Source organism: Microbacterium testaceum StLB037, from assembly GCF_000202635.1.
Lineage (GTDB): Bacteria > Actinomycetota > Actinomycetes > Actinomycetales > Microbacteriaceae > Microbacterium > Microbacterium testaceum_F.
The window spans coordinates 3,156,647-3,173,223 of record NC_015125.1; the positions used below are offsets into that span (position 1 = coordinate 3,156,647).

Genomic DNA, 16,577 nt, shown 5'->3' on the forward strand with positions numbered 1-16,577 from the left:
GCCCCGACGCCCTGTGCGCCGGGGCGTCTCGCCGTTGCTGGGGCAGGATGGAGCGGTGACCCCCCGCACGCCCTTCCGCCGCGCCGCCGCTCTCCTCGCGGTCCTCGCGCTCGGTCTCGCGGGCTGCACGTCGACGACCGCGCGGGAAACGGGCTCCAGCGACGGGGCGGGGGTGATCGGTGTCGCGCTGCCGGCGACCGAGGACGCCGCGTGGGAGCAGGCGGGTGACGCGGTGGCATCCGAACTCCGCGATCGCGGTTACCGCGTCGACGTCCAGTACGCCGCCGACGACGCGCGCACGCAGGCCTCGCAGGTGCAGAACATGCTCACGAAGGGGATGGATGCCGTGATCGTGGCGCCCCTGTCGGCCGACGAGCTCGAGGGACCCGCCGACGTCGCGCGGGAGGACGGCGTCCCGGTCCTGGTGCTCGGCCGCGGCCTCCCGGTCGCCGGGGCCGGATACGCGGCGGTCGTCGAGCCGGAGGAGCTCGGCCGTGCCGAGGCCCGGGCTCTGCTGGACGCTCTGGACGCGGGGGAGCGGACGGATGCCGCGGACCCGACGATCTCGCCGGACGCCGGCACCCTCGATCCCGGCACCGGCGCCCCCGACACGTCCGAGCCCGAGACCGCGGATCCCGATCCCGGCGGATCTGTGTCGACCACGCCGTCCGGGCCCGCCGAGGTCATCGTCCTCGGCGGTGACGAGAACGATGGCTGGGAGCAACGCCGCTACGACACGGCCATCGACACGCTCGCGCCCGCGGTCGCCGAGGGGCGGATCCTGATCACGTCGGGCGCGACCTGGGCCGATGCCACGGTCGCCGAGGCGCCGCTCGATGTCGCCGCAGCCGCCGAGGAGCGCGTGCGCGACGCCCTGCCTGGCACCGGTGTGGTCGAGGATCCCGCCGTCGCCATCCTCGCCCTCGGCGACGCCGTCACCCGCGGTGTGGTCACGGCGCTCACGACCGACCCGCCGGTGTCCGAGACCGCGTCCCCGACGCCGACCCCCTCGGCGACCGGCGACCGCGCGGTGCCCGTCGTCGTGGGTTCGGGCGCCGACCTCGCCACGGTCCAGGCCCTCGACGGCGGCGTGCTCGCCGCGACGGTCTTCGTCGACACCCGCGAGCTGGCGATCCCGATTGCGGATGCCGTGGAGGCCGTTCTCGATGACAGCGAACCCGCGGGGGACGGGACGGAGATCGCCGGGCTCAGCGGCATCCCGGCCCTCGCGATCGGTGCGCAGACCCTCCGCGCCGACGACATCGCGTCGGCCCTCGTCGAGACGGGATGGCTGACCCCCGAGGAGCTTTCGGGATAACCCGAACGCGGGCGGGGGCTGCCCGGGCGGTGCCGGAGCGGGACCCACCCCTACCGTGGAACACATGACCACGGCATCCGTCCTCCCGCCTCCTCCGCCCAACCCGGCCGGCCGCGACGACTCCGCGACCGACACGGCGGCCACCCTTCCCCTGCCGCCCTCCGCTCCGGTCGCCACCGCGCCGTCGCGCGTGCGGATCGCGACCCCCGGCCGCATCGCCGGGGCGGCGGCGCAGCTGGCCGCCCTCGGCCTCGTCGGGCCGATCGTGTTCAGCGCCCTCTTCGGTATGCTCGGCGGCGGTCTCGGGCTGCTCGTCGCGATGCTCGTCGGGGTCGTCGTCCTCGTGGGCCTCGTCTACGCCCTCTTCGCCGTGGCGTGGTTCGAACGGGCGCGCGTCGACGGTCTGTACGGCTTCGGACTCCCGCCGCTGCGTCCGCGCCGGAGCACCCGCCCCGGCTTCGTCGGCTTCCTGCACACGATCTGGCTGCAGGCGATCGACCCGGGGCAGTGGCGTGCCGTGGCCTCGTTCGCGATCGGCACCCTCCTTGGATTGGTGGTGCTGACCGCGGCCGGCCTCTCGGCGTGGGGTCTCGCTCTCGCCGTCGCCCCGATCTTCGGGTGGCCCGACACGCGTTTCCTCGGGATCTTCCCGCTCGAGGGCTTCGCCGCCCCGATCGTCGGCATCCTCGCCCTCGTCGGCTCGCTCGCCGCCATCGTCGGTGTCGCCGTGCTGCACGGCGTGATCGTCCGCGCGATCTTCGTGCCCTCGCGCGAGGCGGAGCTCGAGGAGCGCGCCCGGACGTCCGACACCCGGCGCGCCGGAGCGGTCCGCGCCGCCGAGGTGGAGCGCACCCGCATCGAACGCGACCTGCACGACGGCGTCCAGCCGCGGCTCGTCTCGATCGGCATGACCCTGGGGCTCGCCCAGACCAAGATCGACGACGATCCCGAAACGGCGAAAGCCCTCGTGGCCGAAGCCCATGCCTCGACCAAGTCGGCGATCACCGAACTGCGGCAGCTCGCCCGCGGCATCCACGCCTCGGTGCTGGATGATCGGGGACTGGATGCCGCCCTCTCGGCGCTCGCGTCTCGTTCGCACATCCCGGTGACGCTCGACGTGCGCCTGCCGCGTCGGTGCAGTCGTCCGGCCGAGGCCGCGGTGTACTTCTCGATCGCCGAGGCCCTGACCAATGCCGCCAAGCACTCCCGCGCGACAGCGTGCCGCGTGCACGTGCGCCTCCGCGAGGACGGGACCCTGTGGGCCCGTGTCGAGGACGACGGCCTGGGCGGCGCGCGCGTCGTGCCCGGCGGTGGACTGGACGGCATCGTCAACCGCGTGACCGCGGCCGGCGGCACCGCCCGTATCGACAGCCCCCAGGGCGGACCCACGACGGTGGAGGTGAGCGTCCCGTGCGCATCCTGATCTGCGAAGACTCCGTGCTGCTGCGCGAGGGACTCGTCCGCCTTCTCGCCGACGACGGCCACGAGGTCGTCTCCGCTCTCCCCGACGCCGAAGGATTGGATGCCGCGGTCGCCGAGACGGCGCCCGAGCTCTGCATCCTCGACGTGCGGCTCCCGCCGACCTGGACCGATGAGGGCATCCGCGCCGCGATCGCGCTGAGGTCCCGGCATCCGGGACTGGCCGTCCTCGTCCTCTCGCAGTACGTCGAGGAGCAGTACGCCAGCGATCTGATCGCCGACGGACAGGGCTCGCTCGGCTACCTGCTGAAGGACCGGGTCGCCGACGTCCGGGACTTCCTCGACGCCGTCGCCCGCATCAGCGGGGGAGCGACCGTGCTCGACCCCGAGGTCGTCGGGCAGTTGCTCGCCCGTCGCCGTCGCGACGAGCGGCTGCAGAGCCTGACCGAGCGCGAGCGCAGCGTGCTGGCCCTCATCGCGGAAGGCCGCTCGAACCAGGCCATCGCGCAGGCGCTCTTCGTCTCCGAGGCCAGCGTCGAGAAGTACATCACCGCCATCTTCACCAAACTCGGCCTGGAGCAGGACGAGACCGGCAACCGCCGCGTCATCGCCGCCCTCGTGCACCTGGGCCACGACCACACCGGAGCATCGTCATGACCACGCAGACCCCCCTCGAGCCGACCCCTCTCGAGCCGACGCCCCCGCAGGCGCCGTCCTCGCGCCGCGGAACCGTCCTCGCCGTGTCGATCGTCACGATCGTCGTGGGCGCGTGCGCTCTGATCGGCACGGTCGGCGGGACCGCGATCACGGCGGCCGCCACGCTCTCCGACTCGCGATCCGGGGTCAACGCCGGTTCCGTCTCGGCTCGCGACCTGAGCGACCTCGCGGTCGACGTCGCGGGCGGCTCCCTGACGATCGAGTACGGCGACGTGGCGGACGCGACCCTGGATGCCGGTGGGGCGCGCCGCGGCGGATGGACGTTCGAGCGCACGGGGGACACCCTGCGCGTGTCGTCGCCGCGCGGAGCGTTCATCGACTGGGATCGGAGCCCGGGCGCGACGCTCACCCTGCCGCGGAGCCTGAAGGACACGCCGCTCGACGCGCGCATCGACGTCACGGGCGGAACACTCGACCTGGACGCCGAGATGCGGGGGCTGACCGTGAACCTCGCCGGTGGGGCGGTCGACCTGTCGGGAAGCGCCGAGACCCTCGAGGTCACCGTGGCCGGTGGCGCCGCCACGGCCGCGGTGAAGGGCGTCGACACGGCGTCGTTCGAGGTCGCCGGCGGCGAGCTGACGGCCGGCCTGAGCGGTGCGACACCCAGCCGCACCACGGTCACCGTCACGGCCGGTTCGGCGGACATCACCCTGCCCGACGACGAATACCGGGTCGTGAACAACGACGGCATCGGCTCCGTCGACAACAGCCTGCGCACCTCGTCGTCGGCGAAGGCCGTCGTCGACGTCGAAGCCGCTCTGGGTCAGGTGTCGCTCTCGTCCTGACCGTCGCGCCCCCGAGGGGCCTTTTCCCGTCGTCGATCGGCGGGGAGGGGCCCCTCTCCCGTGCGGCGGGGGCGGGCGATCACCAGCGAGAGCAGGACGAGCGCGATGCCGACCGCCTGCAGCACCGCGAGGGACTCCCCGCCGACGAGCACCCCGAGCACCACGCCGGTCACGGGGTTGAGGAGCCCGATGATCCCCACGGTCCCCGCGGGGAGGTGCCGGAGCCCGGTGAACCAGCACACGAAGGCGAGGGCGGTGGCCACCACCGCGATCCCGGCGTAGGCGGCGACTCCGGCGGCATCCACGCGCGGCGGCGGCCCCTCCACGATCCCGGCCGCGACGATGAGCGCGATCCCGCCCGCGGTGAGCTGCCACGCGGTCGTGGCCAGCAGGGGAGTGTCGTCGCGCCACCGGGTGGTGAGGATCGCCCCGAGTGACGACGCGAGAACGGCGATGACGGATGCCGCGACCCCGGCCGGTGACACGGATCCCGTCCCGAGGCCGACGACCAGCAGGACACCGACGATCCCGAGGGCTGCGCCCGCTGCCCACCGCGCGGTCGGCCTCTGGGCGAGGAGCGGCCATGCGATCCCCGCGAGCGCGAGCGGGGCGAGGGCCATGATCGACGCGGCGATCGAGGAGGGCAGCAGCTGGGCGGCCAGGTAGACGAGCACGAAGAACGCGCCGAAGTTCAGCAGCCCCAGCGCGGGGGCCTTCCACCACCACGCGCCGCGCGGTCGCCGACGGGCCAGCGCCCACAGCAGGAGTCCGGCGGGCAGGGCGCGCAGCGCGGCGCCCCACAGCGGGGCGTCGGCCGGAAGCAGGTGCCGTGTCACGACGTAGGTCGCTCCCCACGCGATCGGGGCGACCGCGGTGACGGCGATGACACGCAATTTATCTTCCATGGAAGACAGTATAGTTTCCACGGAAGGTAATGTGGATGCCATGACCCACCCCGACCACGTCGATGACCTCGTCGCGCAGTGGGCGATCGAGCGTCCCGACGTCGACGCGTCGCCGATGCAGATCATCGGCCGCATGAGCCGGATCGTCGCCCACCTCGACGCCGAACTGCTCGCCGTCTTCCGCCGCTTCGGCCTCGGCGAGGGGGAGTTCGACATCCTCGCGGCCCTCCGCCGTCTCGGGGAGCCCTACGCCTGCGCGCCGGGCGAGCTCGCGCGCCACACGATGGTGACCACCGGCGCGGTGACGAAGCGGGTCGACCGGCTCGTGGCATCCGGTCTCGTGTCGAGGAGCGCGAGCGACGACGACGGCCGCGGGCGGGTGATCTCGCTCACACCGGAGGGGCGGCGGGTGATCGACGAGGCGCTGGTCGCGCACGTCGCGAACGAGGAGAGGCTGCTGTCGGCGCTGACTCCGGGCGATCGTCGCACGCTGGAGGGGCTCTTGCGCGCCTGGGGCCGTTCCCTCGGCGCATGAGAGGTCACGTTCTGTCGCCGCGGCTCGCGTCGCGCAACGGAAAGCGACCCCTCACCCGCCTTTGAGCGCCTTCGCGATGCGCTGAGGCGACACCGGCTCGGCGGTGCCGAGGCGCTGGGCGAAGAGGCTGACGCGCAGTTCCTCCAGCAACCACCGCGTCTGCACGAGGTTCGCGGGAGCGTCGGCGGGGAGCGGCACCGTGCCGCCGGCCTCGACGAAGCCCGCGGCGGCGCGCTCGTACTCGGTCATGCGCTGGCGGTCGCGGCCCGGGTTGTCGGACAGCGTCTTCACCCGCTCGAGCGCTCCGGCGAGGTAGCGAGGGTAGTGCTGCAGGCGCGGCAGGCCCGTGCGCGAGAGGAAGCCGGGGAACAGCAGGCCCTTCACCTGGCCCCTCACGTCGTTGAGGGCTCCGAGAAGGGTGATGGAGGCGGCATCCTTCATCGCCCTCTCGACCTCGCGCTGCGCCAGCAGGATCTTCGCGGCCAGCGACACCGTCTGGAACGTGCGGTCGACCGAGGCGGCCGAGAATGCGTCGCGCACCCGCTCGAAGTCGGCCCTGGTGCGCACGACACCGGTCGGGCTCTCGCGCCCGAGGATGTCGTCGGCCAGGGCCACGCGCGCATCCTCGATCAGCGCTTTCGCGTTCTGGTACGGGGATGCCGCGAGCGCAAGCTTCTCGTTCGCGGTGAGGTGGTCGAGAACGTAGCTGGCGGGGGAGGCGACGGCGAGCAGCATCAGGCGACGGATGCCGGCGCGGGTGTGCCTCTCGGCGTCCTCGGGCGTCGCCTCGACGCGCAGGGCCACGCTGTCGCCCTCGTCGACGAGCGCCGGGTACCCACGCACGACGCCGCCGGCGACGGGCGTGTCGACGACCTCGGTGAGCTCGTCGAGGTCCCAGGTCGTGAGCTTCGCGCGCGAGGCGAACGCGGGGGAGGCCTCGGCGACCTTCGCGGCTCGCTGCGCCGGGCGAGCGATCGTGGACTCGACGCTCGAGCGGGCCCTGTCCGCCAACCGTCGCTGCAGAGCCGCGAGGTCGCGATCGCTGCCGATCGCGCGGCCCCGGCCGTCGACCGCGCGGAAGGAGGGCAGCAGGTGCGCGGGCACCCGTTCGAGCTCGAAGTCGGCGGCGCTCACCCGCTGGTTCGCCACGCGCTGCACGAGGGCCGCGAGGGCGTCGACGAGTGTCGTCTTCGGCAGACCGTTCGCGTGCTCGGGGCCCTTCTCGGCGAGCTCGGCCGAGAATTTCTCGGCCCAGTCGGCCGCGGGCACGACGTTGCGGCGGATGGTCTTCGGCAGCGCGCGCAACAGGGCCGTGACCAGCTCGTCGCGCATGCCGGGCACCTGCCAGTCGAAGCCGTCGGGGCGCAGCTGCGCGAGCAGCGGCAGCGGGACGACCACCGTGACGCCGTCGTCAGGCGCTCCGGGCTCGAAGCGGTAGGCGAGGTTCAGCGTCTGGTCGCCCTGGCGCCACCGTGCGGGGAAGGCGCGGTCATCGCCCTGCGCGCGGTCGCCGGTGAGGTCGGACTCGCGCAGGTCGAGCAGGTGCGGCGTGCGGTTCGAGGCATCCTTCCACCACGTCTCGAACGAGCGCACGTCGGTGACGTCGGCCGGGATGCGGGCGTTGTAGAACGCGAACACCGCTTCGTCGCCGATGAGGATGTCGCGGCGGCGCTCGCGCTCCTCGATCTTCTCCAGCAGGCGGCGCTGCTCCTGGTTGCGGCGGAGGAACGCGGTGAGCCGCTTGTCGAGCACCGAGGGGTCCCACTCGCCTTCGACGAGCGCGTGCCGCACGAACATCTCCCGCGCGAGAGGGCGGTCGAAGCGCGCGAGCTGCACGCGTCGCCGCCCGACGAGCTCGACCCCGAAGAGCGTGACCTTCTCGTAGGCGGCGGCGGAGCCGGCATCCTTCGACCAGTGGGGCTCGCTCAGCGAGTGCTTGACGAGGTCGGGGGCGAGCTCTTCGGCCCACGCCGGGTCGACGGCGGCGACCGTGCGGGCGAACAGGCGCGAGGTCTCGACGAGCTCGGCCGCCATGACCGCCGAGGGCCGCTTCTTCTTCAGCCCCGACCCGGGGAAGATCGCGAACCGCGCGCCGCGCGCGCCGGTGTACTCGCCCTTGATCGGGCGGGCATCGCCCGGCGCCTTGCGGTCCTTGGTCTGCGCCATCGTGCGTTGATCCAGGATGCCGATGTGCGACAGGAGCCCGGACAGGATGGCTCGGTGGATCGCGTCGCCGGCGGCGTGGCCCTCGGGGGCGGTGGCGGCAGACCCTGGTCCCACTTCTGACGGTGCATGTCCCGAAAAGTGTCGCTGCGAGGGGTCCGAACCGGCCATATGTGGGACATGGTTTCTCGCGCCACGACCGGCCGCGCGGGCGTCGCCGCGCCCGCCGCCGCGCCCGCCGCCGCCGCGCCGGGCACCCGCGCCGTCGCCGCGCCCGCCGCGCTCGCCGGAGCCGCGCGCTCCGCCGTCGCCCGACCCGCGCTCGCCGCCGCCGAGGGACCGCAGCTGCCGGTGCACGTCCACCCACTCGCGCACGCGCACGTAGTTGAGGTGCTCGCTGCGGCACAGACGCCGGAACGCGCTCGAGCCGAGCTCGGCCTGCTTCTCCTGCAGGTACTCCCACAGGTTCAGCAGCGAGAGGAAATCGCTGGTCGGATCGGTGAACCGCGCGTGGAAGCGGTCGGCTTCCTCGCGGCGCTCCTCGGGACGCTCCCGCACGTCTTGGATCGACATGCCCGACACGATCGCGAGAACCTCGGCCTGCACGTCGTTCCGGCGGGCCTCGATGAGCATGCGCGCGAAGCGCGGGTCGATCGGCAGCCGGGCGATCTCGCGGCCGACCTCGGTGAGGCGGGGGCCGTCCTCGTCGCGTCGCCCGCGGCGCTGCCGCGACGGGTCGCCCTCGTCGCGCCCGCCCGGCTGGCGCGACGGGTCACCGTCCTCGCGCACATCGCGGTCGCGCGCGGCAGGGGCGCGCGACCCCGGCGCCGGCAGCTTCACCGCGCCGAGCTCGACGAGCAGGTCGAACGCCGCTTTCACACCGCGCGAGTCGGGCGGGGTGAGGAACGGGAAAGCCTGGATGTCGCCGAACCCGAGCGACAGCATCTGCAGGATCACGGATGCCAACGACGTGCGCAGGATCTCCGGTTCGGTGTATTCCGGTCGGCGCAGGAAGTCGTCCTCGGAGTACAGCCGGATCGCGATGCCCGGCGACGTGCGTCCCGCACGCCCCGAGCGTTGCTGCGCCGACGCCTGGGACACGGCCTCGATCGGCAGCCGCTGGATCTTCGAGCGGTTGCTGTACCGCGAGATGCGGGCGGTTCCGGTGTCGATGACGTACCGGATGCCGGGGACCGTGAGACTCGTCTCGGCGACGTTCGTGGCGAGGATGACGCGGCGGCGGACGCCCGCGACGCTCGAGCGCTCGAAGACGCGGTGCTGTTCCGCGGCGGACAGGCGGCCGTACAACGGCAGCACCTCGGTCGGCGCGGCATTCTTCGGATACGCCCCGCGGATGGCATCCGCCGCATCGCGGATCTCGGCCTCGCCGGGGAAGAAGACGAGCACGTCGCCCGCGGGCTCGCGGTCGAGCTCGCGGAGGGCCGCGACGACGGCCCCGACCTCGTCCACGTCGTCGTCAGTGCCGCCGGGCTTGCCGACAGCGCGTGCGGAACTCCGGACTTTCTGCGGCCCCGACCCCGCGCGGCCGCGGGATGACGGGACGGCCGGGTCGTCGGCATCCGCATCCTCAGGAGTTTCGCCCGCGCCGTCCGCGTCCTCCGCGCCGCCCGGCGGCCGGTACCGGATCTCCACCGGATACGTGCGGCCCGACACCTCGATCACCGGCGCCGGCACCGGCTCGCCGCCGGGCTCGGTGGGAGCCGCGGCGAAGTGGCGCGCGAAGCTCTCGGGGTCGATCGTCGCCGAGGTGACGATGACCTTGAGGTCGGGGCGTTTCGGCAGAATGCGGCGCAGGTAGCCGAGCAGGAAGTCGATGTTCAGGGAGCGCTCGTGCGCCTCATCGACGATGATCGTGTCGTAGCGGCGCAGGAGCCGGTCGCGGTGGATCTCGTTGAGCAGGATGCCGTCGGTCACCAGCGCCACGCGCGTGTCGGCGGACACCTTGTCGGTGAAGCGGACCTTGTACCCGACGGTCGAGCCGAGGGGGACCTGCATCTCCTCGGCGATGCGCTCGGCGATCGTGCGCGCGGCGATGCGGCGAGGCTGCGTGTGCGCGATCGAGGTGCGGCCGAGCTCGAGGCAGATCTTGGGCAGCTGCGTGGTCTTGCCCGAGCCGGTCGCACCGGCGACGATCACGACCTGGTGGTCGCGGATGGCGCGCGCGATCTCGTCCCGCGCGGCGCTGACGGGCAGCTCGGGCGGGTAGACGATGACGGGTTCGACAGACACAGCCTTTCAGCCTATCGCGGGCCGACGCCGCGAGCTCGATCCCCCGGCGTCGCGTTCTGGCCCGCCGAGGGCGCCCCCCTACCGAGAAACGCCGTTCCTTCCGAAACACGCCGTGCCGCGGCGTGTCTCGGGAGGAACGGCGTTTCTCGCGGAGGGGCTCAGGGCATCGACGCCTTCGCCGACAGGATGCGGGTCGCCGCGGCATCCACCTTCGCGGCGAAGGCGCTGTCGCTCTGCGCGCGCGAGCGGACCGCGTCGCGCATCTCGGGGTACACCGACGAATCCGCCGACACCAGGAGCAGGTCGATCCCCGCCTCGATGGCGAGGGTGGCGCGATCGGCCGGCGACCAGGCCTGCACCTGCTGCGCGGCGGAGAGGTCGTCCGTGGTCACGACGCCGTCGAAGCCGACCGTGTTCCGCAGAACCCCGACGACCGTGGGTGAGAAGGCCGCGGGCGCCGAGGGATCGATCTTGGCGTAGATCGCCGTCGACAGCATGACCACCGCCGGCCCCTCCGGCAGCACCGTCGAGTACACGCCCACGTCGGCGCCGTCGGCCGTGACGAAGTCGTCGGTCACCCCGGCGGTCGTGTCGGTGTTGTCGCCGACGTGCCCGAGGCCGGGGAAGTGCTTGAAGGTCGGGAGCACCCCACCGTCGCGCATTCCGGCGGCGAATGCCCCCGCCTTGGCGGCCACGGTCGCTCCGTCGTAGCCGTACTGGCGGTCGAGCTGGCCGATCGGCGGGTTGCTCTGCGCCGTCTCGGGGCTCGTGACGACGTCGGCCACGGGAGCGAGGTTCATGTTGACGCCGGCCTGGGCGAGTTGCCCGCCCCAGGTCGCCGCGTTGCCGCGGAGGGTCGCGTCGTCCTGCTGCCCCTGGTCGACGGCGGAGGGGATCTCATCGAACCCCGGGCCGCTCAGCACCTGCACCTCGCCGCCCTCCTGATCGGTGGACACCCAGAGCAGCGGCTGCCCCGTCGCCTGCGCCGAGGTGAACGTCGACACGAGTCCCGCGGTCGCCTGAGCCCCGGCATCCGATCGTCCGTGCAGGAAGATCCCGCCGATGTGGTCGTCGGTGACCGCCGCCAGGGTCGTCGGGTCGGCCCCGTCGACCGAGGTCCCCACCATGAACAGCTGTCCCACCCTGTCGTCGAGGCTCATCCCCGCCAGAGGATCCGGGGTGGGTGTCGGGGTGGGAGTCGGTGAGGGGGACGGGGATGCCGTCGGGCTCGGGGTCGGAGCGGGCTCGGGGACGCACCCGGTGAGCGTCAGGGCGGCGAGCACGAGCAGGGCGGAGGTCCGCGCGGCGGTCTTCACGCTTCGATGCTCTCGCACCGAGCGGCGGGAACGCGGACCCTTGCGCGCCGGCCTCAGCCGCGTCCCACCGAACAGGTCGCCTGATCGGCCTTGCTCCCGCTGACGTTCGACGGAAGATCCACGACCTCGGGGCCGGGGGTGGCATCCGTCGCTCCGGGCGTCGGGGACTCGGGGGTGGTGGGATCCGCCGTGGGAGCCGAGGGGTCCAGCGTCACGCCTTCGTTCGCCCCGAGTTCGCCGGTGAGCGCGATCGGCGCGTTCCGGGCGAGGGCGTCCCACAGCACGGCGGCCGCGTCGGTGTCGGGCACGACCTTGTTGTCGTCGTCCGGGTCGGTCAGCACGGGGTACTGCACGAAGGTGGTGTCGCTGAGCGGGACGTCCTTGAGCGTGTACGCCAGCTGCGCGATGCGCACGGGGTCGGCGAGGCTCTCGCTCGGCGTGACGTTGTTGGCGGCGGTGTTCGCGAGCCCCAGCAGTGTCCCGGGGTTGGTGAGCACCTCGTCGCTGCGCATCTTGTTCAACAGGCGCGACATGTACTGCTGCTGGTTGCCGATGCGGGCGAGGTCGCTGCCGTCGCCGATGCCCTTGCGCGTTCGCAGGAACGCGAGGGCGTCGTAGCCCTGTACGACCCGGGGGCCGGGCTCCCAGGTGATGCCGGCGTCGTAGTCGTCGATGCCGTCGCCGCCGATGCATACCTCGACGCCGCCCACGGCGTCGGTGATGTTCACGACGTTGCCGAAACTGACCTTCGCGGCGAACGGGATCTGCTGACCCGTGAGGTTCGAGACGGTGCTGGCGACGCACGCGAGACCGCCGGCTTCGTACGCCGTGTTGATGGACGCCTTCCACGACCCGGACGACACGGAACCGTCCTCGTTCGTGCACTCGGGGATCTCGAGCTGCAGGTCGCGCGGGAACGACACCACGGTCGCGCGGCGGGGCGCGTCCGACACGTGCACGAGAAGGTTGACGTCGTTGCGGTCGCCCTCGGCGCCCGGGTCGCTGCAGCGCTCGCCGAAGGCCTCCTTCACCTGGTCGTCGCATTCGTCGGTCCCCACGATGAGCACGTCGAACGCGCCCGCGTACTCGCTCAGCGACGGGGCCTGAGACGGAGCATCGGGGAGCGGCACCGCGGCCTCCTTCAACCGCTGCGAGAGCGACCAGGCGTAGAAGCCGCCGACGGCGACCGCGGCCACGACGGCCACCGTGAGACTGATCGCGAGGACCTTCAGTCCTCGGCGCCAGCCCGAGACGGGGCGGCGGCGAGCGTGGGCGGCGGGAGGTTCGGGGGACACGGCGTCAGTAAACCACGCCTGACGGCGAGAACCCCGAACGCGCGCAACGGGGCGGCCGTCGGCATCCGGCCGCCCCGTGCGGTGTGCTCCTTACTGTCCGCCCTCGGTGAGCGTCACGTCGATGGGCGTGTACGTGCCGTCGACGGTGACGCCTTCGTCCTTCAGCTCCGCGAGTGCCTTCTCGATGTATTCGTTCGAGTGCGCCGACTCGGCAGGTTCGGTGGTGATGAGGTTGAGGCCGTCCTGGTTCACGGCCTTCAGCGCACCCTGGACCGTCTTGTCCCACGCCGCGGAGTCGATCGTGCCGAAGTCGCCGCCGGTCCAGATCAGTTTGTTGACCTCGTTCATCTGCCACAACTGGTGCACCGGGCCGACGGGGAAGGCGTTGACGCCGGGAGCGGTCGCGGCCTTGTAGGTGATGTCCGCGGCCTCGGTGGGGTTGTCGCGCGCGAAGACCCACCCCTTCGTGACGGCCTTGAGGAATCGCGTGGCGGCGTCGGCGTACGCGGGGTCGTCGGACAGCCGTTTCGTGTCGGCCCAGATGGCGTCCTGCAGCATGGCGCCGGCGGTGTCCTCGTACGAGATGACGTTGATGTCGTCCATCGTGTAGAGCTTCCCGGTGGCCGGGTTCTTCGTCTCGAGCAGCTGGGCGAGCTCGTTGTAGGTCATCGCTTGCGCGGCATCCACGTCCTTGTCGAGGAGGGCGTTCATCGAGAAGTCCTGCGTGGTGATCTTCACGGTCGAGGCGTCGAGACCCTTGTCGGCCATCGCCGCGAAGATCTCCCACTCGTTGCCGAAGCCCCACGAGCCGATCCGCTTGCCCTCGAAGTCGTCGACGCTCGTGATGTTCGAGTCCTTCCACGACACCTGGGTCGTGCCGGACTTCTGGAACACCTGGGCGATGTCGGTCAGCTCGACGCCCTGGTTCTCGAGCGTGCCGAGCACCTTGGGTACCCAGGCGACGGCGAAGTCGACGTCGCCGGCGACGAGCGCGTCCTGCGGGACGATGTCACCGCCCGAGGGGAGCACCTGGACGTCGTCGAACCCCTCCTCCTGGAAGTAGCCCTTGTCGAGAGCGACGTAGTAGCCGGCGAACTGCGCCTGCGGCAACCACTGCAGCTGCAGCTTCACCGAGGTGAGCGGGGTGAAGTCGGCGTCGGATGCCGCGGGTGCGGAGCTGCCGCCGGAGCAGGCGGAGAGCGCGAGGGCGGCGACGCTGACGCCGGCGATCGCGCCGAGCGTGCGTCGGGTGCTGTGTCTCATGGAAGGTCCTTCCGGTTCGGGTGGAGCATGTGTCGGGTGGTGCAGGCTCTTTCGTCGGAGGGCGGATGCCGTTCAGCTCGGCGGACGGCCCGCGCCGAGGCGCCGCGTGACGAGGCGTTCGAGGAGCGACGTGACGAGGAAGAAGACGAGGCCGATCACGACGCCCCCGCCCACGAACGCCCACGCGAGAGAGGCGCGTCCGGATTTGGCGTAGGTGGCGATCGCGGTGCCGATGCCGTCGGCCGGTCCGCCGAAGTACTCGGCGACGAGGGCGGAGATGACGGCGAGGGATGCCGCGACCCGCACGCCCGTGACGAGATAGGGCAGGGCCGTGGGGAGCGTGAGGCGCAGGAACGTCTGGTTCCCGGTCGCGGCGGTGGCCCGGAAGAAGTCGCGTTGCACGGGACGGGTCTGGCGGAGGCCGCGGAGCGTGTTGACGAACACCGGAACGAAGGCGGCGATGCCGGCGACCGCCTGGCGTCCGAACTGGCTCGATGCACCGAACATCGTGTTGAAGATCGGGGTGAGCGCGACGATGGGCACGACGGCGAGCGCGGCGACCAGGGGAGCCGTCATTCCGTCGACGGGGCGCCAGGTGGCGGCGAGGGCGGCGAGGAGGATCGCGAGAAGGCTGCCGGCGACGAGACCGACGAGCGCGTTGGTTCCCGTGATTCCCGCCGCCTCGGCGATGAGGCCGAAGCGCTCGACGAACTCGGTCGCCACCGCGAACGGGTCCGGGAGCATGCGCGGGGCGCTGCCCGAGGCGACGAACGCGTACCAGGCGGCGAGCCCCGCGACACCGACGACGACCGGCGCGAGCAGCCGCACCCACCCGGGGAGCCGGACGGCCGTCATCGCTCGTTCGCCCGGTGGAGCGGCGAGCCGTGGAGCGCTTCGCGCACCGCGGTGACGCGGGAGAAGTACTCGGGCGACTCGCGGAGGAGATCGTCGCGGGCGCGACCCGGGCGCGTGTCGATGACGTCCGTGATGCGGCCGGGGCGCGGACTCATCACGACGACGCGGTCGGAGAGGAACACCGCCTCGGGGATCGAGTGGGTGACGAAGACGACCGTCGCCCCGGTCTCGGCGGCGATGCGGGCGAGCTCGAACTGCAGGCGCTCGCGGGTCATCTCGTCGAGCGCGCCGAACGGCTCGTCCATCAGCAGCAGCTTCGGTGAGGCGGCGAGGGCGCGGGCGATGGCGACGCGCTGCTGCATGCCGCCGGAGAGCTGGTCGGGGTAGCGCCCGACGAAGTCGGTGAGACCCACGAGCTCGGCGAGTTCGGCGACGCGGGCGTCGCGGCGGGCACGCGTCCAGCGGTGCAGCTCGAGGGGGAGGGCGATGTTCGCCGCGACCGTGCGCCAGGGCAGCAGCCCCGCCTGCTGGAACGCGATGCCGTAGTCCTGGTCGAGTCGCGCCTGCCGTGCGGTCTTCCCGGCGAGGGCGAGCTCTCCGCTGGTGGCCGTGTCGAGGTCGGCGATGAGCCGGAGCAGCGTCGACTTGCCGCAGCCCGAAGGGCCGATGAGCGAGACGAACTCCCCGGCGGCGATGTCGAGGTCGACGTCGGTCAGGGCGACGACCTCGCCGCCGGCGCTGGGGAACACCTTGCCGAGCCCGCGGGCGCGGACGGCGGTGAGAGCGGTGTCGGTGGTCATGCGGTGTCCTCCCCGCGACGGAAACGATGAAGGGCGACGCCGACCAGGGCGACGCCACCGGCGGCGACGAGTCCCATCACGACGGTGCCGAAGGTCGGCGCCCAGGGGGCGGCGGGGTCGGACGACGCCTGTCCTGCGAGCTGGATGAGCATGCGGCCGATCCCGCCGCGCAGCCCGATCGACACCTCGGCGACGACGGCTCCGACGACAGCGGATGCCGCGGCCAGACGCAGTGCGGGGAGCAGATGCGGCACGGCGGCGGGCAGGCGCAGGTGCACGAGCGTTTGCCACCATCCGGCCGAGCTGGATCGCATGAGGTCGAGGTGAAGGGCGTCCGGGGCGTCGAGGCCGCGCAGCATGCCGACCGCGACGGGGAAGAACGCGAGGTACGACGCGATGAGCGCGACCGAGAACCACTGCGGCCACGGGAACCCCGAGCGGTCGATCTGCGTCCCGAGCGCGTTGACGACGGGGGCGAATGCGATCAGCGGCACGATCTGGCTGACGACGATCCAGGGGAGCAGGCCGGCCTCGACCAGACGCCAACGCTGCATCGCGATGCCCAGCAGAGAGCCGACGACGACGCCGATCAGCCATCCGAGGGCGGCGAGCCCGAGCGTCGTTCCGGCGGCCTGCGCCACCGAGAGGATCAGGGGTGGGGTGTCACCACCGCTGGTCGGGGCGGACATCCGCGCGATCATGTCCCACACGTGCGGCATGGCCCGGTCGTGGGTGCGGGGGAGCAGGATGACACCCGACCCCGCCGATCCGTCCCCGCCCACGGTCACGCCGTCCGCCGGTCCGAGGAACTTGTACAGCTCCCAGAGCACGATGACCGCAGCCACCCCCGCGACGCCCCAGCCGATGCGGGCGGTCGCGGCGCGTCCCCTCCGCGAGGGGGCTCTGCCGACGACCTCGGTCGCGCCGGGAGTCAGGACCTGATCGGTCACGGCGTG

General features: G+C 72.4%; 13 protein-coding genes. 5 read left to right on the forward strand and 8 right to left on the reverse strand.

Going from position 1 to position 16,577, the window contains the following annotated elements; all coding sequences use genetic code 11:
• Window positions 1–55 precede the first annotated feature (55 nt).
• The 4 genes from MTES_RS14360 (at window position 56) to MTES_RS14375 (ending at window position 4,239) form a co-directional block, all read left to right on the forward strand.
• Window positions 56–1,318 carry a substrate-binding domain-containing protein gene (locus tag MTES_RS14360; protein WP_043361487.1) on the forward strand — a complete coding sequence of 421 codons (1,263 nt, stop codon included), beginning with the start codon at window positions 56–58 and terminating at the stop codon, window positions 1,316–1,318.
• A 64-nt stretch (window positions 1,319–1,382) separates the two neighbouring features.
• On the forward strand, window positions 1,383–2,741 hold the full coding sequence (locus MTES_RS14365; protein ID WP_013586000.1) for a sensor histidine kinase: 1,359 nt from the start codon (window positions 1,383–1,385) through the stop codon (window positions 2,739–2,741).
• Window positions 2,729–3,394: a LuxR C-terminal-related transcriptional regulator gene (locus MTES_RS14370; protein ID WP_013586001.1), complete on the forward strand. Its 666-nt coding sequence runs from the start codon at window positions 2,729–2,731 to the stop codon at window positions 3,392–3,394. Before MTES_RS14365 ends, MTES_RS14370 begins: the two co-directional genes overlap by 13 nt.
• On the forward strand, window positions 3,391–4,239 hold the full coding sequence (locus MTES_RS14375) for a hypothetical protein (RefSeq protein WP_013586002.1): 849 nt from the start codon (window positions 3,391–3,393) through the stop codon (window positions 4,237–4,239). The genes MTES_RS14370 and MTES_RS14375 overlap by 4 nt, the downstream gene beginning before the upstream one ends.
• On the opposite strand, the gene MTES_RS14380 is transcribed toward MTES_RS14375, so the two are convergent.
• Window positions 4,218–5,144: a DMT family transporter gene (locus tag MTES_RS14380; RefSeq protein WP_148272890.1), complete on the reverse strand. Its 927-nt coding sequence runs from the start codon at window positions 5,142–5,144 to the stop codon at window positions 4,218–4,220. The two genes, MTES_RS14375 and MTES_RS14380, sit on opposite strands and share 22 nt — an antisense overlap.
• Before the next feature lie 40 nt (window positions 5,145–5,184).
• Here MTES_RS14380 and MTES_RS14385 point away from each other — a divergent pair, with 40 nt between their 5' ends.
• A complete protein-coding gene (locus MTES_RS14385) occupies window positions 5,185–5,679 on the forward strand; it encodes a MarR family winged helix-turn-helix transcriptional regulator (RefSeq protein ID WP_013586004.1) in 495 nt (164 codons plus the stop codon).
• Window positions 5,680–5,730: 51 nt separating this feature from the next.
• Here the strand turns inward: MTES_RS14385 and MTES_RS19920 are convergent, their stop codons facing one another.
• The 7 genes from MTES_RS19920 to MTES_RS14420 all read right to left on the reverse strand — a co-directional run bounded on the left by MTES_RS19920 (window position 5,731) and on the right by MTES_RS14420 (window position 16,571).
• Window positions 5,731–10,092, reverse strand: a complete 4,362-nt coding sequence (locus MTES_RS19920) for a DUF3418 domain-containing protein (protein ID WP_013586005.1) — start codon at window positions 10,090–10,092, stop codon at window positions 5,731–5,733.
• A gap of 158 nt (window positions 10,093–10,250) precedes the next feature.
• The gene (locus tag MTES_RS14395) at window positions 10,251–11,408 is read right to left on the reverse strand and encodes a glycoside hydrolase family 3 N-terminal domain-containing protein (protein WP_013586006.1); all 1,158 of its coding nucleotides are present in this window, start codon (window positions 11,406–11,408) and stop codon (window positions 10,251–10,253) included.
• 53 nt (window positions 11,409–11,461) lie between these two features.
• Window positions 11,462–12,703 (reverse strand): LCP family protein, encoded by a 1,242-nt coding sequence (locus MTES_RS14400; RefSeq protein WP_013586007.1) that lies wholly within the window; start codon window positions 12,701–12,703, stop codon window positions 11,462–11,464.
• Between the two features lie 90 nt (window positions 12,704–12,793).
• A complete protein-coding gene (locus MTES_RS14405) occupies window positions 12,794–13,966 on the reverse strand; it encodes an ABC transporter substrate-binding protein (RefSeq protein WP_013586008.1) in 1,173 nt (390 codons plus the stop codon).
• Between the two features lie 72 nt (window positions 13,967–14,038).
• Complete coding sequence (locus tag MTES_RS14410) at window positions 14,039–14,821, reverse strand: ABC transporter permease (protein ID WP_013586009.1); 783 nt, start codon at window positions 14,819–14,821, stop codon at window positions 14,039–14,041.
• A complete protein-coding gene (locus MTES_RS14415; RefSeq protein WP_013586010.1) occupies window positions 14,818–15,621 on the reverse strand; it encodes an ABC transporter ATP-binding protein in 804 nt (267 codons plus the stop codon). The genes MTES_RS14410 and MTES_RS14415 overlap by 4 nt, the downstream gene beginning before the upstream one ends.
• Complete coding sequence (locus MTES_RS14420) at window positions 15,618–16,571, reverse strand: ABC transporter permease (protein ID WP_013586011.1); 954 nt, start codon at window positions 16,569–16,571, stop codon at window positions 15,618–15,620. The genes MTES_RS14415 and MTES_RS14420 overlap by 4 nt, the downstream gene beginning before the upstream one ends.
• Window positions 16,572–16,577 lie beyond the last annotated feature (6 nt).